The organism is Pseudomonas sp. TH07 (assembly GCF_016651285.1).
In the GTDB taxonomy this organism is placed as follows: Bacteria; Pseudomonadota; Gammaproteobacteria; order Pseudomonadales; family Pseudomonadaceae; genus Aquipseudomonas.
Map to the genome: position 1 here is coordinate 1,291,891 of NZ_JAEKED010000001.1, position 21,884 is coordinate 1,313,774.

Sequence of the window (21,884 nt, forward strand, 5' to 3'; positions counted from 1 at the left end):
GCCGGGGTTTAGCCGGCGCCGAAAACGACACAGCGCCGGCCCGCCGATTCCTGGAGAGTCATGCCCAGGGGTCGACGTGCAGGCGCTGGAGGCAGGTGCGGCACCTCGTTCGAGATACCGAGCCGCGGCTTACTGGATGATCAGGTTGTTGAACAGCAGGTCTTCCACCACCGGCTTGCCGGTTTCGTCGTTCATCACCTGCTGGGTCTGCTTCAGGGCTTCCTGGCGCAGTTTTTCCTTGGCTTCGACGTTGTTCATGGTCTCGGTGGTCTGCTGGGCGAACAGCGCCACCAACTGGTTGCGGATCAACGGCTCATTGGCCTTGACCGCCTTGGCCGCTTCATCGCCCGTGACCCGCAGGGCGACGTCTGCCTTGTAGACCTTGAGCTTCTGGGTGCCATCGAGGCCGTAGTTACCCACAAACGGCGGGCTCAGGCTGATGTAGCTGACTTTCGGTGCTTCGCCTTCTTTGGCTTCTTCGGCCATGGCTGCCATGGGCAGAGTCAGGGCCAGCATCAACATGATCCACGCTTTCACAGTTCGCTCCTTATCCGGTTTGCGGCCTAGCATAAAGGCCCCACTGCCTGAGCCCAAGCACAAAGCTTATGGGCGGCTATCAGGACGGGGCATGCTCGTTGACCGCGTTATTCACACACCTACACTTATCGGCCACCACTCCCAAAGGAATAGCCCTGATGAAAGCCGTGCTGTGCAAAGCCTTCGGCCCCGCCGAAACGCTGGTGCTGGAAGACGTCGCGAGTCCTGTGCCGAAGAAGAACGAAATCCTGCTTGAGGTGCACGCGGCCGGGGTCAACTTCCCGGACACCCTGATCATCGAGGGCAAATACCAGTTCAAGCCGCCCTTCCCGTTTTCGCCGGGCGGTGAGGCAGCCGGGGTGGTCAGCGCGGTTGGGGAGAAAGTCAGCCACCTCAAGGTCGGCGACCGGGTCATGGCCCTGACCGGCTGGGGCAGCTTTGCCGAGCAGGTGGCGGTGCCGGGCTACAACGTGCTGCCGATCCCGCCGAGCATGGACTTCAAGACCGCCGCTGCCTTCAGCATGACCTACGGCACGTCGATGCACGCGCTCAAGCAGCGCGGCCACCTGCAACCGGGCGAGACCCTGCTGGTGCTCGGCGCCTCGGGCGGTGTGGGACTGGCGGCAGTGGAAATCGGCAAGGCCATGGGCGCCCGGGTGATTGCCGCCGCCAGCAGCGCAGAGAAACTCGCGGTGGCCAAGGCCGCCGGAGCCGATGAGCTGATCAACTACAGCGAAAGCAACCTCAAGGACGAGATCAAGCGCCTGACCGACGGCAACGGCGCCGACGTGATCTACGACCCGGTAGGCGGCGATCTGTTCGACCAGGCCGTGCGCTCCATTGCCTGGAACGGCCGCCTGCTGGTGGTGGGCTTCGCCAGCGGACGCATCCCCGAGCTGCCGGTGAATCTGGCGCTGCTCAAAGGCGCAGCGGTGGTCGGGGTGTTCTGGGGCTCATTCGCCCAGCGCCAGCCTCAGGACAACGCGGCCAACTTCCAGCAGCTGTTCGGCTGGTTCGCCGAAGGCAAGCTCAAGCCGCTGGTATCCCAGGTCTACCCCCTGGCACAGGCCGCACGGGCGATCGACGATCTGGGCCAGCGCAAGGCCGTGGGCAAGGTGGTGGTGCAGGTGCGCTGAGGCGCAGCAAACCGGGCTTAATGCGCTGCGGACTTGCAGCGCTTGAGCCGCGCTTCCAGGTTGCGATCCGGCATCGCGTGGCTACGCAAGGCGTGCACGGTCTGTTCGACGTAATCACGCGTGGTGCCGTAGCGCCCGCTGGCGCTTTCAAACACCTGGCTCAGCACATGGTCCGGCAGATTGCCGGCATAGCTGGGCAGGTGCCGTTCCAACACAAAACCCAGGGCCTGGACCTGACTGCCATCTTCGAGTCGGCAATTGAGCCAGTGCGGGCGATAGGACGGATAAGGCATCTCACGCTGCCACAGCGCAAACAGCGAAGCGTCGAGCTGTTCCTGGGGCAGGCGATAAGCAAAGCCGCTGCAGGAGCCGCCGCGATCCAGGCCGAAGACCAGCCCGGGCAATTCCGGCGTGCCGCGATGCTCGTGGGACCACAGGTACAAACCCCGGTGGTAGCCGTGCACCCGGCCACGCATGCGCTCGACAGCAGAGCATTCCGGGCGCCAGATCAGCGACCCATAGGCAAACAACCACACCGGGCCGCCCTTGTGGCGAGCCATGGTCGATTGCATTGAGCTGAGCAATTGTTCGTGAGTCAGCTGCGGCCCCAGATCGAGCCGCGGAGGATAAGCAGGATTCAAACAAGCAGATTCAATGGCGGTCATAACGGATGATGTTCGGCCCCGCAAGTATTACGAGATGCAATCAAGATTAACGCCCTGAAACATATCGCAATAAGAATAAAACGAAAAGTACTTAAAGACGTATGACTCAATTACCTGGCAACAATGGCCAAACTCGGTGCCGCTGGCCATTTGCATATAGCTTAATACTACTTAGGAAATGTCTTAAATATCAGAATGAAATATGCATAAGCCTAATGTTTGACTAGGATGTGCCCTCATCTCTCTGAAGTACCGCCACTCTTGGCCGTCCCCAGGCATATACAGCACGCCTAAAGAGGCCCCTCATGAAAAAACTTCGACTCAGCGGCCTGCTATTACTGGCCCACGCCGGTGCAGCACTGGCAAGCGGCGACACTCAGGCAACAGACCAGGGTTTCTGGTACCTGCAAACCAGTGTCTTTACCAAACACTATTCCCCCGACCCGGATCACAATAACAACCAGGACTTATTGGGCCTGGAGCGCAATGAAGCGTCGGGCTGGGTATATGGCGCGGCAACTTTTCGCAACTCGTTCAGCCAGCGCTCCTATTACGCCTACGCCGGCAAACGTTATCAAAGTGCCAACTATCCGCTGTACCTGAAACTCACGGGGGGATTACTGGAGGGCTACCGCGGCAAATACCAGAACAAGATCCCGCTCAACCGCTTCGGTGTAGCGCCGGTGATTATCCCGTCGCTGGGCACTTACTACGGCCCGGTGGCGGCGGAACTGGTGCTGTTGGGCGCCAACGCCGCAATGATCACCACCGGCGTGCGTTTCTAGAGCCGACGCCCTGCGCAGCCTGGGCCCGACTCAGGGCCGCGGGGCATAGGCGAAGACATCGGCGCGCATCTGGTGCGCATCCATCCCCGCATTGACCAGCGCATCGAGCGTCGCATAAATCATCGCCGGCGAGCCGCTGGCGTAGACGTACACCGCGGACAGGTCAGCAATGTCTTCGCAGACCGCTTCGTGCAGCATGCCGCAGCGCCCTTCCCAACCGCACAGATCACTGACGACCTGATGCAGATAGAGATTGGGCAGTTGCTGCCACTGTTCCCATTCGTCGATGCGGTAGAAATCTTCAGGCCGGCGTACGCCCCAATACAGGTGTACCGGGTGCTTGAAGCCGCTGGCCCGACAATGCTCGATCAGACTGTGCATCTGCGCCATGCCGGTACCGGCCGCGATCAGCACCAGCGGCCCATCGGGCAACTCAGCCAGGTGGGTATCGCCAAACGGCAGCTCGACCCGCACGACGCGGTTGCGTTGCAGCTGTTCGATCAGGCTCTGGGCGCTGCTTTCGCGGACCAGCACATGCAGTTCGATATCACGCCCGGAATGGGGCGCCGAAGCCAGGGAAAAAGCCGATTTCTCGCCGTTTTCCCGCTCCAGCATCAGATATTGGCCAGCGTGGTAACGCGGCGGCTTGCCGGCGGGCGCACGCAAGCTCACCCGCCAGACATCACCGCCGACTTCCACGCACTCACTGACCTGACACGACAGACTGCGCACCGGCAGCTCTCCCAGGGCAAGCACGCCATCCCACAACACAATGCAGTCTTCCAGCGGCTCTGCAATGCAAGTGTAGAACTCGCCATGGTCACGCACATCGCCAGCTTGGCGGACGCTGCCTTCGACCAGCAAGGCGCCACACACGTGGCAATTGCCATTGCGGCAGCTTTGCGGGCACTCATAGCCCAGGCGTCGCGCCGCATCGAGAATCCGCTCGCCGGGCAGTGTCTCAAGCACGGCTCCGGAGGGCTGCAAGGTTACACGCATCAATCTATTCCTAACTGATTCCAGATGGCATCGATCCGGCGGGTCACCGCCTCATCCTTGACGATCACCCGGCCCCACTCGCGCGTGGTTTCACCGGGCCATTTATGCGTGGCATCGAGCCCCATCTTCGACCCCAGGCCGGAAACCGGCGAGGCAAAATCCAGGTAGTCGATCGGCGTGTTATCGATCATCACCGTGTCGCGCTTGGGGTCCATGCGCGTGGTAATGGCCCAGATCACGTCGTTCCAGTCGCGTGCGTTGATATCGTCGTCAGTGACAATAACGAACTTGGTGTACATGAATTGTCGTAAAAACGACCACACACCCAGCATCACGCGCTTGGCATGGCCGGGGTACTGCTTCTTCATGGTCACCACCGCCATGCGGTACGAGCAGCCTTCGGGCGGCAGGTAGAAGTCGGTGATTTCCGGGAACTGCTTCTGCAGGATCGGCACAAACACTTCATTGAGCGCCACGCCGAGAATGGCCGGCTCATCCGGCGGGCGGCCGGTATAAGTGCTGTGGTAGATCGGCTTGATGCGATGGGTGATGCGCTCCACGGTGAACACCGGGAAGCTGTCGACCTCGTTGTAATAACCGGTGTGATCGCCGTAAGGGCCTTCATCGGCCATCTCGCCCGGGTGAATCACCCCCTCAAGGATGATTTCGGCGGTGGCCGGCACTTGCAGGTCATTGCCCCGGCACTTCACCAACTCGGTGCGGTTGCCCCGCAGCAGGCCGGCGAAGGCGTACTCGGAAAGGCTGTCCGGCACCGGGGTCACGGCGCCAAGGATGGTCGCAGGGTCCGCGCCCAGGGCCACGGCCACCGGAAATGGCTGCCCCGGGTTCTTCTCGCACCACTCGCGGTAATCCAGCGCGCCGCCACGATGGCTCAACCAGCGCATGATCACTTTGTTGCGGCCGATCACCTGCTGGCGATAGATGCCCAGGTTCTGCCGGTCCTTGTTCGGGCCTTTGGTGACCGTCAGGCCCCAGGTGATCAGGGGGCCGACATCGCCCGGCCAGCAGGTCTGCACCGGCAGCATCGCCAGGTCGACGTCGTCGCCTTCGATGACCACCTCCTGGCACACCGCGTCCTTCACCACCTTGGGCGCCATGGCGATGATCTTGCGGAAGATCGGCAGCTTGGACCAGGCGTCTTTCAGGCCTTTGGGCGGCTCGGGCTCCTTGAGGAAAGCCAGCAGCTTGCCGATTTCCCGCAGCTCGCTGACGGCTTCCGCGCCCATGCCCAGGGCGACACGCTCGGGCGTGCCGAACAGGTTACCGAGCACCGGAATGTCATAACCCGTAGGGTTTTCAAACAACAGGGCCGGACCTTTGGCACGCAGGGTGCGATCGCAGACCTCGGTCATTTCCAGCACTGGGGACACCGGAACCTGGATGCGCTTGAGTTCACCGCGCTGTTCCAGGCCGCTGATAAAGTCGCGCAAGTCGCGATACTGCATGCGTGAGCCTCGTTTTGGCCGTGGCGTTCGGGGCAGGCAGTTTAGCGCCGAACCCAGCTGTTCAGAACAGCGAACTGCCCGTTGATCAATAATCAGATAGCAAAAAGCCGGGTTTCCCCGGCTTTTGCGGTCCCGCTCGACTTACTTGCGTTTCATCGACAGGAAGAACTCATCGTTGGTCTTGGTCTGTTTCAGCTTGTCGATCAAGAACTCGATGGCGGCGACTTCATCCATAGGATGCAGCAGCTTGCGCAGGATCCACATGCGCTGCAGCTCGTCGTCGGCGGTCAGCAACTCTTCGCGGCGGGTGCCGGAACGGTTGATGTTGATGGCCGGGAACACGCGCTTCTCAGCGATGCGACGGTCCAGAGGCAGCTCCATGTTGCCGGTGCCCTTGAACTCTTCGTAGATCACTTCATCCATCTTCGAGCCGGTTTCAACCAGCGCGGTAGCGATGATGGTCAGCGAGCCGCCTTCTTCGATGTTGCGCGCGGCGCCGAAGAAACGTTTCGGTTTCTCCAGGGCGTGGGCATCGACACCACCGGTGAGCACTTTGCCGGAGCTCGGGATCACGGTGTTGTAGGCACGGGCCAGACGGGTGATGGAGTCCAGCAGGATCACCACGTCCTTCTTGTGCTCAACCAGGCGCTTGGCCTTCTCGATGACCATTTCGGCAACCTGCACGTGGCGGGTTGGTGGCTCGTCGAAGGTCGAGGCAACCACTTCGCCGCGCACGGTGCGCTGCATTTCGGTTACTTCTTCCGGGCGCTCGTCGATCAGCAGAACGATCAGGTGCACTTCCGGGTTGTTACGGGTGATGTTGGCTGCGATGTTCTGCAACATGATCGTCTTGCCCGCTTTTGGCGGTGCCACGATCAGACCACGCTGGCCTTTGCCGATCGGGGCGCAGAGGTCGATCACACGACCGGTCAAGTCTTCGGTGGAACCGTTGCCGGCTTCCATCTTCATGCGCACGGTCGGGAACAGCGGAGTCAGGTTTTCAAACAGAATCTTGTTCTTGGCGTTCTCGGGACGATCGTAGTTGATCGTGTCGACCTTGAGCAGCGCGAAGTAACGCTCGCCTTCCTTTGGAGGGCGGATCTTGCCAACGATGGTGTCACCGGTGCGCAAGTTGAAACGACGGATCTGGCTTGGCGAGACGTAGATATCGTCTGGGCCGGCCAGGTAGGAGGCGTCGGAAGAACGGAGGAAGCCGAAGCCGTCCTGGAGGATCTCCAGCACGCCATCACCGGAGATTTCCTCGCCGCTTTTCGCGTGCTTTTTCAGCAGGGAGAAAATCACGTCCTGCTTGCGCGAACGGGCCATATTTTCTATGCCCATCTGTTCGGCCAATTCGAGCAGTTCGGTAATCGGCTTTTGCTTGAGTTCAGTCAGATTCATATAGGAATGACGTAATCATTTATGGAGGGGGGGAAATTAAGCTTTTGGCTTAATGAGGCCGCGCCGCGGAGAAGGCGACAGGATCGCGTACTTGTTCGAAAGGAGAGCGTCGGCGACGGCTTGCAGGGGGCAGTGGAGAAACCAGTGCGGGGCCGAATGTAACACCTGAGTTTCTGAGCGTCTAGCCCTCAATCATGAAAAAGCCCCGCAATTTGCGGGGCTTTTTTTGACCGGATCTGACAACGCCGCTTAGATGTTGGCGTCGAGGAAAGCAGCCAGTTGCGACTTCGACAGAGCACCTACTTTGGTGGCTTCAACGTTGCCGTTCTTGAACAGCATCAGTGTCGGGATACCACGTACGCCGTGCTTGGCAGGGGTTTCCTGGTTCTCGTCGATGTTCAGCTTGGCAACGGTCAGCTTGCCTTTGTAGGTCTCGGCGATTTCGTCCAGAACCGGAGCGATCATTTTGCAAGGGCCGCACCATTCAGCCCAGTAGTCGACCAGTACAGCGCCTTCGGCCTTGAGTACGTCGGCCTCGAAGCTAGCGTCGCTAACGTGTTTGATAAGATCGCTGCTCATGGAAGTCTCCAGGTTGTAAGCAAAAAAACGTGGCCCATCATAGCCGCCCTTCCCGCGTTCAGGAAGCCGGAGATGATTGACTCTCGCTATGGTGAGGCATGAGTTTGGGTATAGCTCAACTCAGGACGAGCCAGGGGTCACAAAGGCGATTCCGGTGCGCAGCGCGGCACCCCGAACATGTTCCTGCATGGCCTTCTGCGCCGCGCCGGACGCGTGCCGGGCCAGGCCGCGCAGGATCTTGCGGTGCTCCTGCCAGGTTTCCATGGCTCGCTCGGGTCGGATGAACGGTAGTTTCTGGCTCTCCAGAAACACCTCGGCACTGGCACTGAGGATGCTCAGCATCGCCTGGTTGCCGCTGGCCAGGAGGATCTTCTGGTGAAACTCGAAGTCCAGCCGCGCCGCCGCTTCGAAGTCCCCGGCCCGCAGCTCGCGGCGCATGGCCTCGACGTTATCTTCCAGGGCATCCAGCTCGTCGGCGGTCAGGGTCACGGCCGCAAGGCCGGCGGCAAACCCCTCCAGCGCATAACGCAGCTGGAAGATATCCACCGGTGAGGCCTGGGCCGCGAACGGCCAGCTCAGGCCTGCGGCATTCGCCAACGGCTCCGGCGCCTGGACGAACACCCCCTTGCCCGGCTGCACGCTGATCACCCCCAGTGCACTCAGGGACGACAGCGCCTCACGCAATGAGGCCCGGCTGACGCCCAATTGCAGTGCCAGGTCCCTTTGCGAGGGCAAGGCATCGCCCGGGCCGAAGCCCTGTTCGGTAATCAATTGACGAATGGCTTGCAACGCCACTTCGGGCACGGCGCGGGAGATCGAGTTCATAGATTTCAGCTGGGTCGGACCACGAAAGCGGTAGTTGTAAAGCTATTCGCCGAGCCCGGCAAGTCGTGCCCCAAGCGGGTTCGGACGCCTGGGCCGACGCTCGATAAGGGTGCGAAAACCGGCACAACTGTTCAGACCAGTAAGACCGATCAAGCCCAGTAAAACCCGGCCCGGCAAGGCTTTTGCCGTGATCTGGCATGGGCTGTGCTGTGTCGCAACCCAGAAATCACTCGCCGCCGTTCCGGAGAATTGCCATGACCCAGCGTTTCAGCGCCCTGCTCTGCGCCCTGTTTGCCAGCCTGATGCTGAGCCAGGCCCCCGCCCACGCCAATGGCCTGGACGATGTCGTCGCCCGCGGCACGCTCAAGGTCGCCGTGCCCCAGGACTTCCCGCCCTTCGGCTCGGTGGGCCCGGACATGAAACCCCGCGGCCTGGATATCGACACCGCCAAGCTGCTGGCCGAGCAACTCAAGGTCAAACTCGAACTGACCCCGGTCAACAGCACCAACCGCATCCCGTTCCTCACCACCGGCAAGGTCGACCTGGTGATCTCCAGCCTCGGCAAGAACCCCGAGCGCGAGAAGGTCATCGACTTCTCCCGCGCCTACGCTCCCTTCTACCTCGCCGTGTTCGGCCCGCCGGATGCCGCCATCAGCAGCCTCGACGACCTCAAGGGCAAGACCATCAGCGTCACCCGTGGCGCCATCGAAGACATCGAACTGACCGCAGTGGCACCCCAAGGCGTGACCATCAAGCGCTTCGAGGACAACAACTCGACCATCGCTGCCTACCTCGCCGGGCAAGTCGACCTGATCGCCAGCGGCAACGTGGTAATGGTGGCCATCAGCGAACGCAACCCGAAACGCATCCCGGCCATGAAGGTCAAGCTCAAGGACTCTCCGGTCTATGTCGGTGTGAACAAGAACCAGCCGGAGCTGCTGGACAAGGTCAACCAGATCCTGGCCACCGCCAAGAGCGACGGCAGCCTGGAAAAGAACGCACAGCTGTGGCTCAAACAGCCACTGCCGGCTGATCTCTGATCGCACCGACGGAGGTTAGCCATGGCCTATCAGTTCGACTTTCTACCGGTGCTGGAAAACACCGGCCTGCTGTTGCGTGGCGCCCTGTTCACCCTTGAGCTGACCGCCATCGGCACCCTGCTCGGGGTCAGCCTGGGGATCGTCGGCGCGTTGGTGCGGGCCTGGAAGATCCAGCCCTTCTCGGCGATCTTCGGCGTCTACGTCGAGCTGATCCGCAACACGCCGTTCCTGGTGCAGTTGTTCTTTATCTTCTTCGGCCTGCCGTCCCTGGGGCTGCAGATTTCCGAATGGCAGGCCGCCGTGCTGGCGATGGTGATCAACCTGGGCGCCTATTCCACCGAGATCATCCGCGCCGGCATCCAGGCCATCCCCAAGGGGCAGCTGGAGGCGGCCGCGGCCCTGGCCATGAGCCGCATGGAAGCCTTCCGCCACGTGGTGCTGCTACCGGCCCTGGGCAAGGTGTGGCCGGCCCTGAGCAGCCAGATCATCATCGTCATGCTCGGCTCGGCGGTGTGCTCGCAGATCGCTACGGAGGAGCTGAGCTTTGCCGCCAACTTTATCCAGTCGCGCAACTTCCGCGCCTTCGAGACCTACGCCCTGACCACCCTGGTCTACCTGTGCATGGCCTTGCTGATCCGCCAATTGCTGAACTGGATCGGCAGGCGCTATATCGCGAGGAGCAGCCAATGAGCGACTTCACCTTCTGGGACATCCTGCGCAACCTGCTGGGCGGCCTGCAATGGACCCTGGCCCTGTCCCTGGTGGCCTTTATCGGTGGCGGCCTGATCGGCTTGCTGATCATGACCCTGCGCATTTCCGCCAAGGCCTTCCCACGGGGCTTCGCCCGCCTCTATATCGAGCTGTTCCAGGGCACGCCGCTGTTGATGCAACTGTTCCTGGTGTTCTTCGGCATTGCCCTGCTCGGGATCGACATCTCCGCCTGGCTGGCGGCGGCGATCGCCCTGACTCTGTTCACCAGCGCCTACCTGGCGGAGATCTGGCGCGGCTGCGTAGAGTCGATCCCCCATGGCCAGTGGGAGGCGTCGTCGAGCCTGGCCCTGAGCCCGCTGGAGCAATTGCGCCATGTGATCCTGCCGCAAGCCCTGCGCATTGCCGTGGCGCCCACCGTGGGCTTCTCGGTGCAGGTGGTCAAAGGCACGGCGGTGACCTCGATCATCGGCTTCACCGAACTGACCAAGACCGGCGGCATGCTCGCCAACGCCACCTTCGAACCCTTCATGGTCTACGGCCTGGTAGCGCTCGGATATTTCCTGCTCTGCTACCCCCTGTCCCTCAGCGCGCGCTACCTGGAAAGGAGACTGCATGCCTCTGCTTAGAATTTCCGCCCTGCATAAATATTACGGCGACCACCATGTGCTCAAAGGCATCGACCTGAGCATCGAAGAGGGCCAGGTGGTGGCGATCATCGGCCGCAGCGGCTCGGGCAAAAGCACCCTGCTGCGCACCCTCAACGGCCTGGAGTCGATCAACGACGGGGTCATCGAGGTCGACGGCGAATACCTCGACGCGGCGCGAGCCGACCTGCGCAGCCTGCGACAGAAGGTCGGCATGGTGTTCCAGCAGTTCAACCTGTTCCCGCACCTGAGCGTCGGCGAGAACGTGATGCTCGCGCCCCAGGTGGTGCAGAAAGTGCCCAAGGCCAAGGCCGCCGAGCTGGCACGGCAGATGCTGGAACGGGTCGGCCTGGCGGAGAAGTTCGACGCCTTTCCCGACCGCCTGTCCGGCGGCCAGCAGCAGCGGGTGGCGATCGCCCGGGCCCTGGCGATGTCGCCCAAGGTACTGCTGTGCGACGAGATCACCTCGGCGCTGGACCCGGAACTGGTCAACGAAGTGCTCAGCGTGGTGCGCCAGCTGGCGAGGGATGGCATGACCCTGATCATGGTCACCCATGAAATGCGCTTCGCCCGCGAGGTGGGGGACAAACTGGTGTTCATGCATCAGGGCAAAGTGCATGAAGTGGGCGACCCCAAAGTGCTGTTCGCCAACCCGCAAACCCAGGAGCTGGCCAACTTCATCGGCAACCAGGAGGCCGTAGGCTGAGCCTCTGGCCGCCAGCGCCCGCTTTTATGCGCTGAATCAACGCATTAAACACTGCGCGTTGGCGGCAGCGGTTGATCGTGGCAGGATGTTCAGGTTATCGACCGAGATCCCCCCAACCATGCCGCAATCCCAAGCCAAGAATCTGTCCCTGATCGCCGCCATCGACCTGGGCTCCAACAGCTTTCACATGGTCGTGGCCAAGGCCCAGAACGGTGAAATTCGCATTCTCGAGCGGCTCGGTGAAAAGGTTCAACTGGCCGCCGGGATCAACGACGAGCGCCAGCTCAACGAAGAGTCCATGCAGCGCGGGCTCGATTGCCTGAAGCGCTTTGCCCAACTGATCAATGGCATGCCCCTGGGTGCCGTGCGTATCGTCGGCACCAACGCCCTGCGCGAAGCGCGCAACCGTGGCGAATTCATCCGCCGCGCCGAAGAAATCCTCGGCCACCCGGTTGAAGTCATTTCCGGCCGTGAAGAAGCCCGCCTGATTTACCTCGGCGTGTCCCACACCCTCGCCGACACCCCGGGCAAGCGCCTGGTGGCCGACATCGGCGGCGGCAGTACCGAATTCATCATCGGCCAGCGTTTCGAGCCACTGCTGCGCGAAAGCCTGCAGATGGGCTGCGTCAGCTTTACCCAGCGTTATTTCAAGGACGGCAAGATCACCCCGGCGCGCTATGCCCAGGCCTACACCGCGGCACGCCTGGAAATCATGAGCATCGAACACGCCCTGCACCGCCTGACCTGGGATGAAGCCATCGGCTCCTCGGGCACCATCCGCGCCATCGGCCTGGCGCTGAAGGCCGGCGGGCATGGCACCGGCGAGGTCAACGCCGAAGGCCTGGCGTGGCTCAAGCGCAAGCTGTTCAAGCTGGGCGATGCGGAAAAAATCGACTTCGAAGGAATCAAGCCCGATCGCCGGACTATTTTCCCGGCAGGCCTGGCGATTCTCGAAGCCATCTTCGATGCACTCGAACTGCAACGCATGGACCACTGTGAAGGCGCGCTACGTGAAGGCGTGCTCTACGACCTGCTGGGCCGTCATCATCACGAAGACGTGCGCGAACGCACCCTCAGCTCGTTGATGGAGCGCTACCACGTCGACCTGGAACAAGCTGCCCGGGTCGAGCGCAAGGCGCTGCATGCCTTCGACCAGGTGGCCGAGGACTGGGACTTGGAAGACGGCGTGTGGCGCGAGCTGCTGGGCTGGGCGGCCAAGGTGCATGAAGTGGGGCTGGACATCGCCCACTATCACTACCACAAGCACGGCGCCTACCTGATCGAGCACTCGGACCTTGCCGGCTTCTCCCGCGAAGACCAGCAAATGCTCGCGCTACTGGTGCGTGGCCACCGGCGCAATATTCCCAAGGACAAGTTCGCCGAGTTCGGCGATGAAGGCACCAAGCTGATTCGCCTGTGCGTGTTGCTGCGCTTTGCGATTCTGTTCCATCACATCCGCGGCACCCAGGAAATGCCCCAGGTCAAACTGCACGCCGCGGGCGACAGCCTGGATGTGGTGTTCCCGGAAAACTGGCTGGATGAAAACCAGCTGACTCAAGCCGACTTCGCCCTGGAAGCGGAGTGGCTGACCAGGGTCGGCATCAGCCTCAACGTGCATTGAGGCTCGCGGCGGCCCTTGCGGGCCGCCGCTTCGCTGTCACTTCTCCTAGCGAACGCTCAACACTGGATTGCTCAGGCGCTCCAGCAGAATCGCCTGGGCGCTGCGCGGGTTCTGGTTGCCGGTCGGCGTGTTGCGGATGTAGCGCCCGTCCGACTGCAGGCTCCAGCTGTGGGTGTTGTCGGTGAGGTAACTCTCCAACTCTTTCTTGACCCGCAGGATCAGCTTCTTGCCCTCGACCGGGAAGCAGGTCTCGACCCGCTTGTCGAGGTTGCGCTCCATCCAGTCGGCACTGGAGAGGAACATCTGCTCCTCGCCGCCGTTGAGGAAGTAGAACACCCGGGTGTGCTCCAGGAAGCGGCCAATGATCGAGCGCACATGAATGTTGTGCGAGACCCCGGCGATGCCCGGACGCAGGCAGCACATGCCGCGCACCACCAGGTCGATGCGCACGCCGGACTGGCTGGCCTTGTACAGCGCGCGGATGATCTTCGGATCGGTCAGCGAGTTGAACTTGGCGATGATGTGCGCCGGCTTGCCGTCGAGGGCGAACTGAGTCTCCCGGGCAATCATGTCGAGCATGCCCTTCTTCAGGGTGAACGGCGCGTGCAGCAGCTTCTTCATGCGCAGGGTCTTGCCCATGCCGATCAACTGGCTGAACAACTTGCCCACGTCTTCGCACAGGGCGTCGTCGGAGGTCAGCAGGCTGTAGTCGGTGTAGAGACGGGCGTTGGCCGCGTGATAGTTGCCGGTGCCCAAGTGCGCGTAACGCACGATCTCGCCGGCTTCACGGCGCAGGATCAGCATCATCTTGGCGTGGGTCTTGAAGCCGACCACACCGTAGATCACCACCGCACCGGCCGCTTGCAGGCGGCTGGCCAGTTGCAGGTTGGACTCTTCGTCGAACCGCGCGCGCAATTCGATCACTGCCGTGACTTCCTTGCCGTTACGCGCCGCATCCACCAGCGCATCGACGATTTCCGAGTTGGCGCCGCTGCGGTACAGGGTCTGCCGGACAGCCAGCACGTGGGGGTCCTTGGCGGCCTGGCGCAGCAGGTCGACCACCGGGGTAAAGGACTCGAAGGGGTGCAGCAACAGGATGTCCTGCTTGCTGATCACGCTGAAGATGTTCTCGCTGTTCTGCAGCAGCTTGGGGATCTGCGGGGTGAACGGCGTGTATTGCAGCTCCGGATGGCTGTCCAGGCCGGTGATGCTGAACAGGCGCGTCAGGTTCACCGGGCCATTGACCTGATACAGCTCGGTCTCGTGCAGGTTGAACTGCTTGAGCAGGTAGTCCGACAGGTGTTTCGGACAGGTGTCGGCCACTTCCAGACGCACCGCGTCGCCGTAGCGACGGGAGAACAGCTCGCCGCGCAGGGCGCGGGCCAGGTCTTCGACGTCCTCGGTGTCCACGGCCAGGTCGGCGTTACGGGTCAGGCGGAACTGATAGCAGCCTTTTACCTTCATGCCCTGAAACAGGTCATCGGCATGGGCGTGGATCATCGACGACAGGAACACATAGTTGTCGCCTGGGCCGCCGACTTCTTCCGGCACCTTGATGATGCGCGGCAGCAGGCGCGGCGCCGGGATGATCGCCAGGCCGGAATCACGGCCAAAGGCGTCGATCCCTTCCAGCTCGACGATAAAGTTCAGGCTCTTGTTCACCAGCAACGGGAACGGGTGCGTCGGGTCGAGGCCGATCGGGGTGATGATCGGCGCGATTTCGTCGCGGAAATAGCGGCGGACCCATGTCTTGAGCTTGGTGGTCCAGTTGCGGCGACGGATAAAGCGGACCTGATGTTTCTCCAGCTCCGGCAACAGGATGTCGTTGAGGATCGCGTACTGGCGGTCGACGTGGCCGTGCACCAGTTCGCTGATGCGCGCCAGCGCCTGGTGCGGCTGCAGGCCGTCGGCCCCGGCTTGTTCACGGGCGAAGGTGATCTGCTTTTTCAGGCCGGCAACGCGGATCTCGAAGAATTCGTCGAGGTTGCTGGAGAAGATCAGCAGGAACTTGAGCCGTTCCAGCAGGGGGTAGGACTCATCCAGGGCCTGCTCCAGGACCCGGATGTTGAACTGCAGTTGCGACAATTCGCGGTGGATGTACAGGCTGCTGTCATCCAGGCTGGGAATCGCGATCGCCGGGGCCGCCTGCGGCGACTCGACCGCGGCCGCGACCACCGCAGGCGGGGTCTCCAGCTCGGGCGGGGTTTCGGCAACTTGCTCAATCACAGGCTGAGCGTCTTTTACGGCAACTTCAGTAAGTCCTTCGGTATTCATCGCGTGTTCCTGGGAGGGCTATTTTTGCTCTCGTAACAATTGAGCAGCACGAACGGCAAAGTAAGTCAGGATGCCATCGGCACCTGCACGTTTAAAAGCGGTCAGGGATTCAAGAATAACCCCTTCACCCAACCATCCATTCTGAATCGCCGCCATATGCATGGCGTACTCGCCGCTGACTTGGTAGACAAAGGTCGGCACCTTGAATTCATCCTTGACCCTATAAAGGATGTCCAGATAAGGCATGCCGGGCTTGACCATCACCATGTCCGCGCCTTCCGCCAGGTCGGCGGCCACCTCATGCAGCGCTTCATTGCTGTTGGCCGGGTCCATCTGGTACGAGGCCTTGTTGGCCTTGCCCAGGTTCAGCGCCGAGCCCACCGCATCGCGGAACGGGCCGTAATAGGCGCTGGCGTATTTGGCCGAGTAGGCCATGATCCGCACATTGACGTGACCGGCCAGCTCCAGGGCCTCGCGGATCGCCTGGATCCGCCCGTCCATCATGTCCGATGGCGCCACCACCTGGGCACCGGCCGCGGCATGGGACAACGCCTGGCGGACCAGGGCGTCAACGGTGATGTCGTTCTGCACATAACCGTCTGCGTCGAGAATCCCGTCCTGGCCATGGGTGGTGAACGGGTCCAGCGCCACATCGGTGATGACCCCAAGCTCCGGAAAGCGCTCGCGCAAGGCGCGGGTTGCGCGCTGGGCAATACCTTCCGGGTTCCAGGCTTCGGCCGCGTCCAGGGACTTGAGCGCCGCCGGAGTCACCGGAAACAGGGCCAGCGCCGGAATCCCGAGCTCGACCCAGGTCGCTGCCTCTTCGAGCAGCAGGTCAATGGTCAGGCGCTCCACCCCCGGCATCGAAGCCACCGCTTCCCGACGGTTCTCGCCCTCGAGCACGAACACCGGCAGGATCAGATCGTCGACGCTCAGGACGTTTTCACGAACCAGGCGGCGAGAGAAATCATCACGACGGTTGCGGCGCAGGCGGGTGGCGGGGAACAGGCGGTTGGCAGGGGTAAAGCTCACGGCAGACTCCTGAGCCCGCGCTGGCGGGCGAGCGTGACAGTTATAAGCGGCCATTATGACGAACGAATGACAGTTGTGCTTAACCCTGTGACCTGTAGTCGCAGTGATTGTCATTGCTGGATTTGTTCACGTCGAGACACATTTCGATACTTTCCTCTATGTCCTCGAAGGGGTAGGCTGCGCGTTCATTTCGCCAGCACCCAGACAATGCTCCAACAATTTCTGCATGACTTCGGCTACTTCGCCCTTTTTCTCGGCACGTTCTTCGAAGGCGAAACCATTCTGGTGCTCGCGGGCTTCCTCGCGTTTCGCGGATACATGGATATCAACCTGGTGGTGGTGGTGGCCTTCTTCGGCAGCTACGCCGGCGACCAGCTTTGGTATTTCCTGGGGCGCAAGCACGGGCGCAAATTGCTTGCGCGCAAACCCCGCTGGCAATTGATGGGTGACCGGGCGCTGGAGCATATCCGCAAGCATCCGGATATCTGGGTACTGACTTTCCGCTTCGTCTACGGCCTGCGCACGGTCATGCCCGTGGCCATTGGCCTGTCCGGCTATCCGCCGGGACGCTACCTGCTGCTCAACGGTATCGGCGCGGCCATCTGGGCCACCGCCCTGGCCGCTGCCGCCTACCACTTCGGTGCAGTGCTCGAGGGCATGCTCGGCAGCATCAAGAAGTACGAGCTGTGGGTGCTGGGCGCCCTGCTGATCCTGGGCCTGGGCCTGTGGTTGCGCCGGCGCCTGAAGAACGCGCGGCTGGCCAAGGAGATCTACCAGGCCGAGCAGGACAAGAAGGCCGAAATCAAGACGCCAGTCGAGTAACCCGGCCTCTGACGTAATACAGACCGATCACACTGAGCAGGCTGTAGCTCAGCAGGCCGATCCAGCCCAACGGGCTGGCCGGCCACAGCCCGACCAGCGGCGCCAGCCACACCAGCGGCAGGTTCGACAGCAGCCGCACAGCCTCCAGCTTCAACGCCCACGGCCGATTCTCCAGCGCCGCGCCCAGCACGAACAACCCGAACGCTATGGCGCCCCAGCCCAGTACCAGGGCACCGGTCGGCAAGCTGTTCTCCAGGTTCATCAGGTAGCTGCCCAGCGCCACATACACCGAGAACTGCAGCACCACGTACACCTGCTGGCGCACATCCAGCTCCACCTCGAACTTGCGGAACTGGCTCAGGTCCGGCTTGGCCAGCGGGTACTTGGCCCGCACATCCGCCGGGCGCCAGCCGGTGCGCATGAACCAGATCCGCAGCTTGTCCCAGTAGCTTTCGGTACGCCGCGCGTCCTCCCACAGCTGTGCATAAAACTGCAGGTTGGCCCAGATCGGGTTCCAGCTGGCCAAGGGCGTGGTCACCCCAAATATCACGGGCTCGTTATCGTCTTCTTCCTGGAACGAGCCAAATAGACGGTCCCAAATAATGAACACGCCGCCGTAGTTGCGATCCATGTAGAGAGCGTTCTGTGCATGGTGGGCCCGATGATTGGACGGCGACACGAAGAACCATTCGAACCAGCCGAGCTTGGGGATATGCCGGGTATGCACCCAAAACTGGTAGAGCAGGTTCAGCGCCGCAACGCTGACAAACACCAGGAGTGGCACGCCGGCCACGGCCAGCGGCAGGTAGAAGATCCAGCTCAGCAGGAAGCCGGTGCTGGTCTGGCGCAGGGCCGTGGAGAGGTTGTAGTCCTCGCTCTGGTGGTGCACCGAATGGGCGGCCCAGAGGATGTTGCGTTCATGGCCGAAGCGATGCAGCCAGTAGTAGCAGAAGTCATAGAGCACAAAGGCGAATACCCAGACCCAGACGCTGTCGGCCGGCAACTCGAACAGCGCCAGGTGCTTCAGGGCAAAGGCATAGGTCACCAGGCCCACACCCTTGGTCAGAAGCCCCGTGGTGGTCGACAGCATACCGGTGCTGATGCTGTTGACGGCATCGGCGACGCGGTAGTTGTTCACCCCGCGCCAGCGATCGGCCAACAGTTCGACAACAATCAATACGAAGAAAAACGGCACCGCATAGAGGATGAAGTTCATGACGCGACCTGACCGGAATCGATACGCGAGATTAGGGCCCGCGGTGAAATAACCCTATGGCAACCCATGACAATTTAGTGGACATTTAGCGCCATGAATCTGGAGAAAAACCCATGAGCAAAAAAGTTGCAGTGATCCTTTCCGGTTGTGGCGTATACGACGGCGCCGAGATCCATGAAAGCGTGATCACCTTGCTGCGCCTCGACCAACGCGGCGCCAAGGTCCAGTGCTTCGCCCCTGACATCGCGCAGATGCACGTGATCAACCACCTGACCGGTGAAACCATGGACGAGTCGCGCAACGTGCTGGTGGAATCGGCGCGCATTGCCCGTGGCGAGGTCAAGAACTTGCGCGAAGCCAACGCCGAAGACTTCGATGCGCTGATCGTGCCCGGAGGTTTTGGCGCGGCCAAGAACCTCTCCAACTTTGCCGTCGAAGGCGCGGGCTGCAAGGTCCAGGAAGATGTACTGGCGCTGGCCGAAGCCTTTGCCGAGGCTGGCAAGCCGGTGGGCCTGATCTGCATTTCGCCGGCACTGGCGGCGAAGATCTACGGCCCGGGGGTGATCTGCACCATCGGCAACGATGCCGACACCGCCGCCGCCATGGGCAAGATGGGCGCCACCCACACCGACTGCGAAGTCAGTGAAATCATCGAGGACAAAGCCCGCAAACTGGTGAGCACCCCAGCCTACATGCTCGCCCAGTCCATCAGCGAAGCCGCATCCGGCATCAACAAGCTGGTGGACCGAGTGCTGGAACTGACCCACGAAAACGACTGATCGCCCTCGCTGCCTCAGAACCTGTTCGCGATCTGGCGAGCGACGCTCAGGCCTGACGCGCCAGCCGCGTCAGGATACGGTCCAGTGAGTTGGCGAACGCCTGCTTCTCGCGATCACCGTAAGGCCCCTGCCCGCCGCCGACCTGCCCCTGTTCACGCAGGTCGGTGAACAGGTTGCGTACTGCCAGGCGCTCTCCCATGTTCTGCGCGTCGAACTCCTTGCCGCGAGGATCAAGGGCCGCCACGCCTTTCTTCACCAACCGGTCCGCCAGTGGCACATCACTGCAGATCACCAGCTCGCCCGGTACGGCGTGTTCCACCAGATAATCGTCGGCGGCATCCGGCCCGCTGGGCACCACGATCAGCTTGACGCAGGTAAACGCCGGCTTGATCTGGCTTTGCCCGGCCACCAGCACCACCTCGAATTGACGCTTCAAGGCGAAGCGCACCAACTGATCCTTGGCCGCCTTGGGGCAAGCGTCGGCATCGACCCAGACACGCATAATCCTTCCTCCTGAATGCACGGCGGGCAAACCCGCCCCCTGCACTTTAGCCGCAGGGGCGAGCTTGCCCGCTATAAACCCGCTATCGAGGCCTAGGAAGCCTGTACCCGACGCTTCTCGGCGTTGCGGCTGCGGCTGTAAAGCACCACGATCGCCACGATCGCCACGGCCTGGGCCGCCAGCGAGTAGGCATCGGCGTGGATCCCCAGCCAGTCGAAGTCGAAGAACGGCACCGGACGGGTGCCAAAGATCCCGGCCTCCTGCAATGCCTTGACCCCGTGCCCGGCGAACACCACCGACAACGCGCACAGCAGCGCGGCGTTGATACCGAAGAACAGCGCCAGGGGCAGTTTCGCCGAGCCCCGCAGAATCACCCAGGCCAGGCCCACCAGCAGTACCAGCGCGGTAGCGCCACCGGCCAGCACCGCGTTATGCCCGGCCGGGCCGGCCTGCAGCCAGAGGGTTTCATAAAACAGGATGACTTCGAACAGCTCGCGGTAGACCGAAAAAAACGCCAGCATCGCAAAGCCAAACCGCCCACCACCGCCCACCAGACTGCTCTTGATGTAGTCCTGCCAGGCCGCCGCGTGCCGCCGGTCGTGCATCCACACCCCCAGCCACAACACCATCACACTGGCAAACAGCGCCGTGGCGCCTTCCAGCAGTTCACGCTGCGAGCCGCTGACATCGATCACATAGGCCGCCAGGGCCCAGGTCGCCAAGCCCGCCAGCAAGGCCAGGCCCCAGCCGACGTTGACGCTGCGCACCGCTGACTGCTGGCCGGTGTTGCGCAGGAAGGCGAGGATCGCCGCCAGCACCAGGATCGCTTCCAGGCCCTCGCGCAGCAGGATCAGCAACCCGGAGATGTAGCTCAGAGACCAGCTCAAGCCATCGGAACCCAACAGGTCCGCGGACTCCTTGAGCTTGGCCTTGGCCGCCGCCAGGCGCTGCTCGGCCTGCTCCGCCGGCAAGCCGTCCTGCAGCGACTGACGGTAAGCCATCAGGGATTTCTCGGTGTCTTTGCGCACAGTGGCATCGACGTTGTCGAGGGAGCTTTCCACCAGCTCGAAGCCCTCGAGGTAAGCCGCCACCGACAGGTCATACGCCTGCTCGCGATCCCCGGCGCGGTAAGCGGCCAGGCTCTTGTCGAGGGTCGAGGCGGTGTAGTCCAGCAATTGCGCCGGACCGCGCTTGACCTGCGGCGGTTGCGCGCGCTGGGCACGGAAGGTCGCGGCGGCCGCCGGGCCCTGGGCGGAAAGGACTTCGCCGGGGGTTTGCCGGGCCAGGTCAGCAAGGTTGAACACCTCGGCCCCCTTGGCCGCTGCCGGGTCCGCACTGAAGCTGGCGATGTAGGTCGCCAGGTCCCAGCGCTGCCGGTCGTCCAACTGGTCGGCGAACGACGGCATGTCGGTGCCTTCGACTCCCAGCCCCAGGGTGTTGTAGATCGCGTACAGGCTCAGGCGATCCAGGCGCGCGGCATCGCGCAGGTTGGCCGGTGGCGGCGTCAGGCCGACACCCGCCGGGCCATCGCCCGCCCCCGTGTCGCCATGGCACACCGAGCAATGCTGGGCATACAGGGGCGCGCCGCGAGTCGGGTCCGGGGTAATGATCGGCGCCTGGCTGACCTCATAGGCCACCACCAGCTTCGCCCCCAATTGCCGGGCCTGGCGGGCGACCGCCGCCCCGTCTTCACGGGCGCCGATGGCACTGCGCAGGCTGCTGACACCGGTTTCCAGCTCGGCCTTCTCCGGTTTGGACGGCAGATCGGCGATCAACCCCTGCAGCACCCCCAGAAATTCCAGCTGTTCGCTGTACTCGGCGTCGTCGATGACCTTGCCCGCCTCGACCGTGGACGGGTAATCCGCGCCGATGTAATCGAGCAAATGCAGGGCCTTGGGCGCGCCTTCAACGGTATCGGCCAGCAGATTGGAGCTGCACAGGGCCAATAGCGGCAGCACAAGCCACGCCAGGAAACGGGAAGGGGCAATCATCAATCAATCTCAATTGGTAATACGAAGTTACATATTGTTCACTTCCAATGAGCTTCACTCAAGCGCCATGACGCCGCGCGTGCGCCATCAGCCCCGCAAAACCGGGCGCAAGCCTTGCCGGCAGGGTGTTGCGGGCCATCGGCCGGACTTGCG

The 21,884-nt window shown here is 62.3% G+C and carries 21 protein-coding genes; 9 read left to right on the forward strand and 12 right to left on the reverse strand.

Annotation, left to right across the window (positions count from 1 at the left end; translation table 11 throughout):
- Nucleotides 1–129 precede the first annotated feature (129 nt).
- Nucleotides 130–537, reverse strand: coding sequence for a flagellar basal body-associated protein FliL (locus tag JFU57_RS06170; protein ID WP_020295933.1), 408 nt, complete (start codon nt 535–537; stop codon nt 130–132).
- Between the two features lie 158 nt (nt 538–695).
- On the opposite strand from JFU57_RS06170, the gene JFU57_RS06175 reads away from it, so the two are divergent.
- On the forward strand, nt 696–1,673 hold the full coding sequence (locus JFU57_RS06175; RefSeq protein WP_201128504.1) for an NADPH:quinone oxidoreductase family protein: 978 nt from the start codon (nt 696–698) through the stop codon (nt 1,671–1,673).
- Between the two features lie 17 nt (nt 1,674–1,690).
- Here JFU57_RS06175 and JFU57_RS06180 read toward each other — a convergent pair whose 3' ends face one another.
- Entirely contained in the window at nt 1,691–2,338 is a 648-nt protein-coding gene (locus tag JFU57_RS06180; protein WP_201128513.1) for a gamma-glutamylcyclotransferase, read from the reverse strand.
- A 305-nt stretch (nt 2,339–2,643) separates the two neighbouring features.
- Here JFU57_RS06180 and JFU57_RS06185 point away from each other — a divergent pair, with 305 nt between their 5' ends.
- Nucleotides 2,644–3,123 (forward strand): sn-glycerol-3-phosphate transporter, encoded by a 480-nt coding sequence (locus JFU57_RS06185; RefSeq protein ID WP_078470521.1) that lies wholly within the window; start codon nt 2,644–2,646, stop codon nt 3,121–3,123.
- Between the two features lie 30 nt (nt 3,124–3,153).
- Here JFU57_RS06185 and JFU57_RS06190 read toward each other — a convergent pair whose 3' ends face one another.
- The 5 genes from JFU57_RS06190 to JFU57_RS06210 form a co-directional block, all read right to left on the reverse strand.
- A complete protein-coding gene (locus JFU57_RS06190) occupies nt 3,154–4,122 on the reverse strand; it encodes a CDP-6-deoxy-delta-3,4-glucoseen reductase (RefSeq protein WP_078470520.1) in 969 nt (322 codons plus the stop codon).
- The gene (ubiD, locus tag JFU57_RS06195) at nt 4,122–5,588 is read right to left on the reverse strand and encodes a 4-hydroxy-3-polyprenylbenzoate decarboxylase (RefSeq protein WP_020295938.1); all 1,467 of its coding nucleotides are present in this window, start codon (nt 5,586–5,588) and stop codon (nt 4,122–4,124) included. Before ubiD ends, JFU57_RS06190 begins: the two co-directional genes overlap by 1 nt.
- Before the next feature lie 141 nt (nt 5,589–5,729).
- On the reverse strand, nt 5,730–6,989 hold the full coding sequence (gene rho / locus JFU57_RS06200; protein ID WP_020295939.1) for a transcription termination factor Rho: 1,260 nt from the start codon (nt 6,987–6,989) through the stop codon (nt 5,730–5,732).
- 249 nt (nt 6,990–7,238) lie between these two features.
- On the reverse strand, nt 7,239–7,568 hold the full coding sequence (trxA, locus tag JFU57_RS06205; protein ID WP_003206727.1) for a thioredoxin TrxA: 330 nt from the start codon (nt 7,566–7,568) through the stop codon (nt 7,239–7,241).
- Between the two features lie 120 nt (nt 7,569–7,688).
- On the reverse strand, nt 7,689–8,393 hold the full coding sequence (locus tag JFU57_RS06210; RefSeq protein WP_078470519.1) for a FadR/GntR family transcriptional regulator: 705 nt from the start codon (nt 8,391–8,393) through the stop codon (nt 7,689–7,691).
- A gap of 254 nt (nt 8,394–8,647) precedes the next feature.
- On the opposite strand from JFU57_RS06210, the gene JFU57_RS06215 reads away from it, so the two are divergent.
- From JFU57_RS06215 to ppx, 5 genes are all read left to right on the forward strand, one after another.
- Complete coding sequence (locus JFU57_RS06215) at nt 8,648–9,433, forward strand: transporter substrate-binding domain-containing protein (protein ID WP_020295941.1); 786 nt, start codon at nt 8,648–8,650, stop codon at nt 9,431–9,433.
- 21 nt (nt 9,434–9,454) lie between these two features.
- Nucleotides 9,455–10,123 carry an amino acid ABC transporter permease gene (locus JFU57_RS06220; protein ID WP_201128515.1) on the forward strand — a complete coding sequence of 223 codons (669 nt, stop codon included), beginning with the start codon at nt 9,455–9,457 and terminating at the stop codon, nt 10,121–10,123.
- On the forward strand, nt 10,120–10,770 hold the full coding sequence (locus JFU57_RS06225; RefSeq protein ID WP_078470518.1) for an amino acid ABC transporter permease: 651 nt from the start codon (nt 10,120–10,122) through the stop codon (nt 10,768–10,770). The genes JFU57_RS06220 and JFU57_RS06225 overlap by 4 nt, the downstream gene beginning before the upstream one ends.
- Nucleotides 10,757–11,494: an amino acid ABC transporter ATP-binding protein gene (locus JFU57_RS06230; RefSeq protein ID WP_078470517.1), complete on the forward strand. Its 738-nt coding sequence runs from the start codon at nt 10,757–10,759 to the stop codon at nt 11,492–11,494. Before JFU57_RS06225 ends, JFU57_RS06230 begins: the two co-directional genes overlap by 14 nt.
- Before the next feature lie 118 nt (nt 11,495–11,612).
- Nucleotides 11,613–13,115, forward strand: coding sequence for an exopolyphosphatase (gene ppx, locus JFU57_RS06235; protein WP_078470516.1), 1,503 nt, complete (start codon nt 11,613–11,615; stop codon nt 13,113–13,115).
- 45 nt (nt 13,116–13,160) lie between these two features.
- On the opposite strand, the gene ppk1 is transcribed toward ppx, so the two are convergent.
- Together ppk1 and hemB are read right to left on the reverse strand one after the other, a co-directional pair.
- The gene (gene ppk1 / locus JFU57_RS06240; RefSeq protein WP_078470515.1) at nt 13,161–15,389 is read right to left on the reverse strand and encodes a polyphosphate kinase 1; all 2,229 of its coding nucleotides are present in this window, start codon (nt 15,387–15,389) and stop codon (nt 13,161–13,163) included.
- 18 nt (nt 15,390–15,407) lie between these two features.
- Nucleotides 15,408–16,421 carry a porphobilinogen synthase gene (hemB, locus tag JFU57_RS06245; protein ID WP_020295947.1) on the reverse strand — a complete coding sequence of 338 codons (1,014 nt, stop codon included), beginning with the start codon at nt 16,419–16,421 and terminating at the stop codon, nt 15,408–15,410.
- A gap of 207 nt (nt 16,422–16,628) precedes the next feature.
- On the opposite strand from hemB, the gene JFU57_RS06250 reads away from it, so the two are divergent.
- Nucleotides 16,629–17,243, forward strand: coding sequence for a DedA family protein (locus JFU57_RS06250; RefSeq protein WP_020295948.1), 615 nt, complete (start codon nt 16,629–16,631; stop codon nt 17,241–17,243).
- Here JFU57_RS06250 and JFU57_RS06255 read toward each other — a convergent pair.
- Nucleotides 17,224–18,459 carry a sterol desaturase family protein gene (locus JFU57_RS06255; protein ID WP_201128517.1) on the reverse strand — a complete coding sequence of 412 codons (1,236 nt, stop codon included), beginning with the start codon at nt 18,457–18,459 and terminating at the stop codon, nt 17,224–17,226. The genes JFU57_RS06250 and JFU57_RS06255 overlap by 20 nt on opposite strands.
- Nucleotides 18,460–18,572: 113 nt before the next feature.
- Between JFU57_RS06255 and elbB the strand changes: the two genes are divergently transcribed.
- Nucleotides 18,573–19,238 carry an isoprenoid biosynthesis glyoxalase ElbB gene (gene elbB / locus JFU57_RS06260; RefSeq protein WP_078470513.1) on the forward strand — a complete coding sequence of 222 codons (666 nt, stop codon included), beginning with the start codon at nt 18,573–18,575 and terminating at the stop codon, nt 19,236–19,238.
- Nucleotides 19,239–19,284: 46 nt separating this feature from the next.
- Here elbB and JFU57_RS06265 read toward each other — a convergent pair whose 3' ends face one another.
- On the reverse strand, nt 19,285–19,740 hold the full coding sequence (locus tag JFU57_RS06265) for a YaiI/YqxD family protein (RefSeq protein WP_020295951.1): 456 nt from the start codon (nt 19,738–19,740) through the stop codon (nt 19,285–19,287).
- Nucleotides 19,741–19,832: 92 nt separating this feature from the next.
- Nucleotides 19,833–21,731: a cytochrome c/FTR1 family iron permease gene (locus tag JFU57_RS06270; RefSeq protein WP_201128519.1), complete on the reverse strand. Its 1,899-nt coding sequence runs from the start codon at nt 21,729–21,731 to the stop codon at nt 19,833–19,835.
- Between the last annotated feature and the right edge of the window lie 153 nt (nt 21,732–21,884).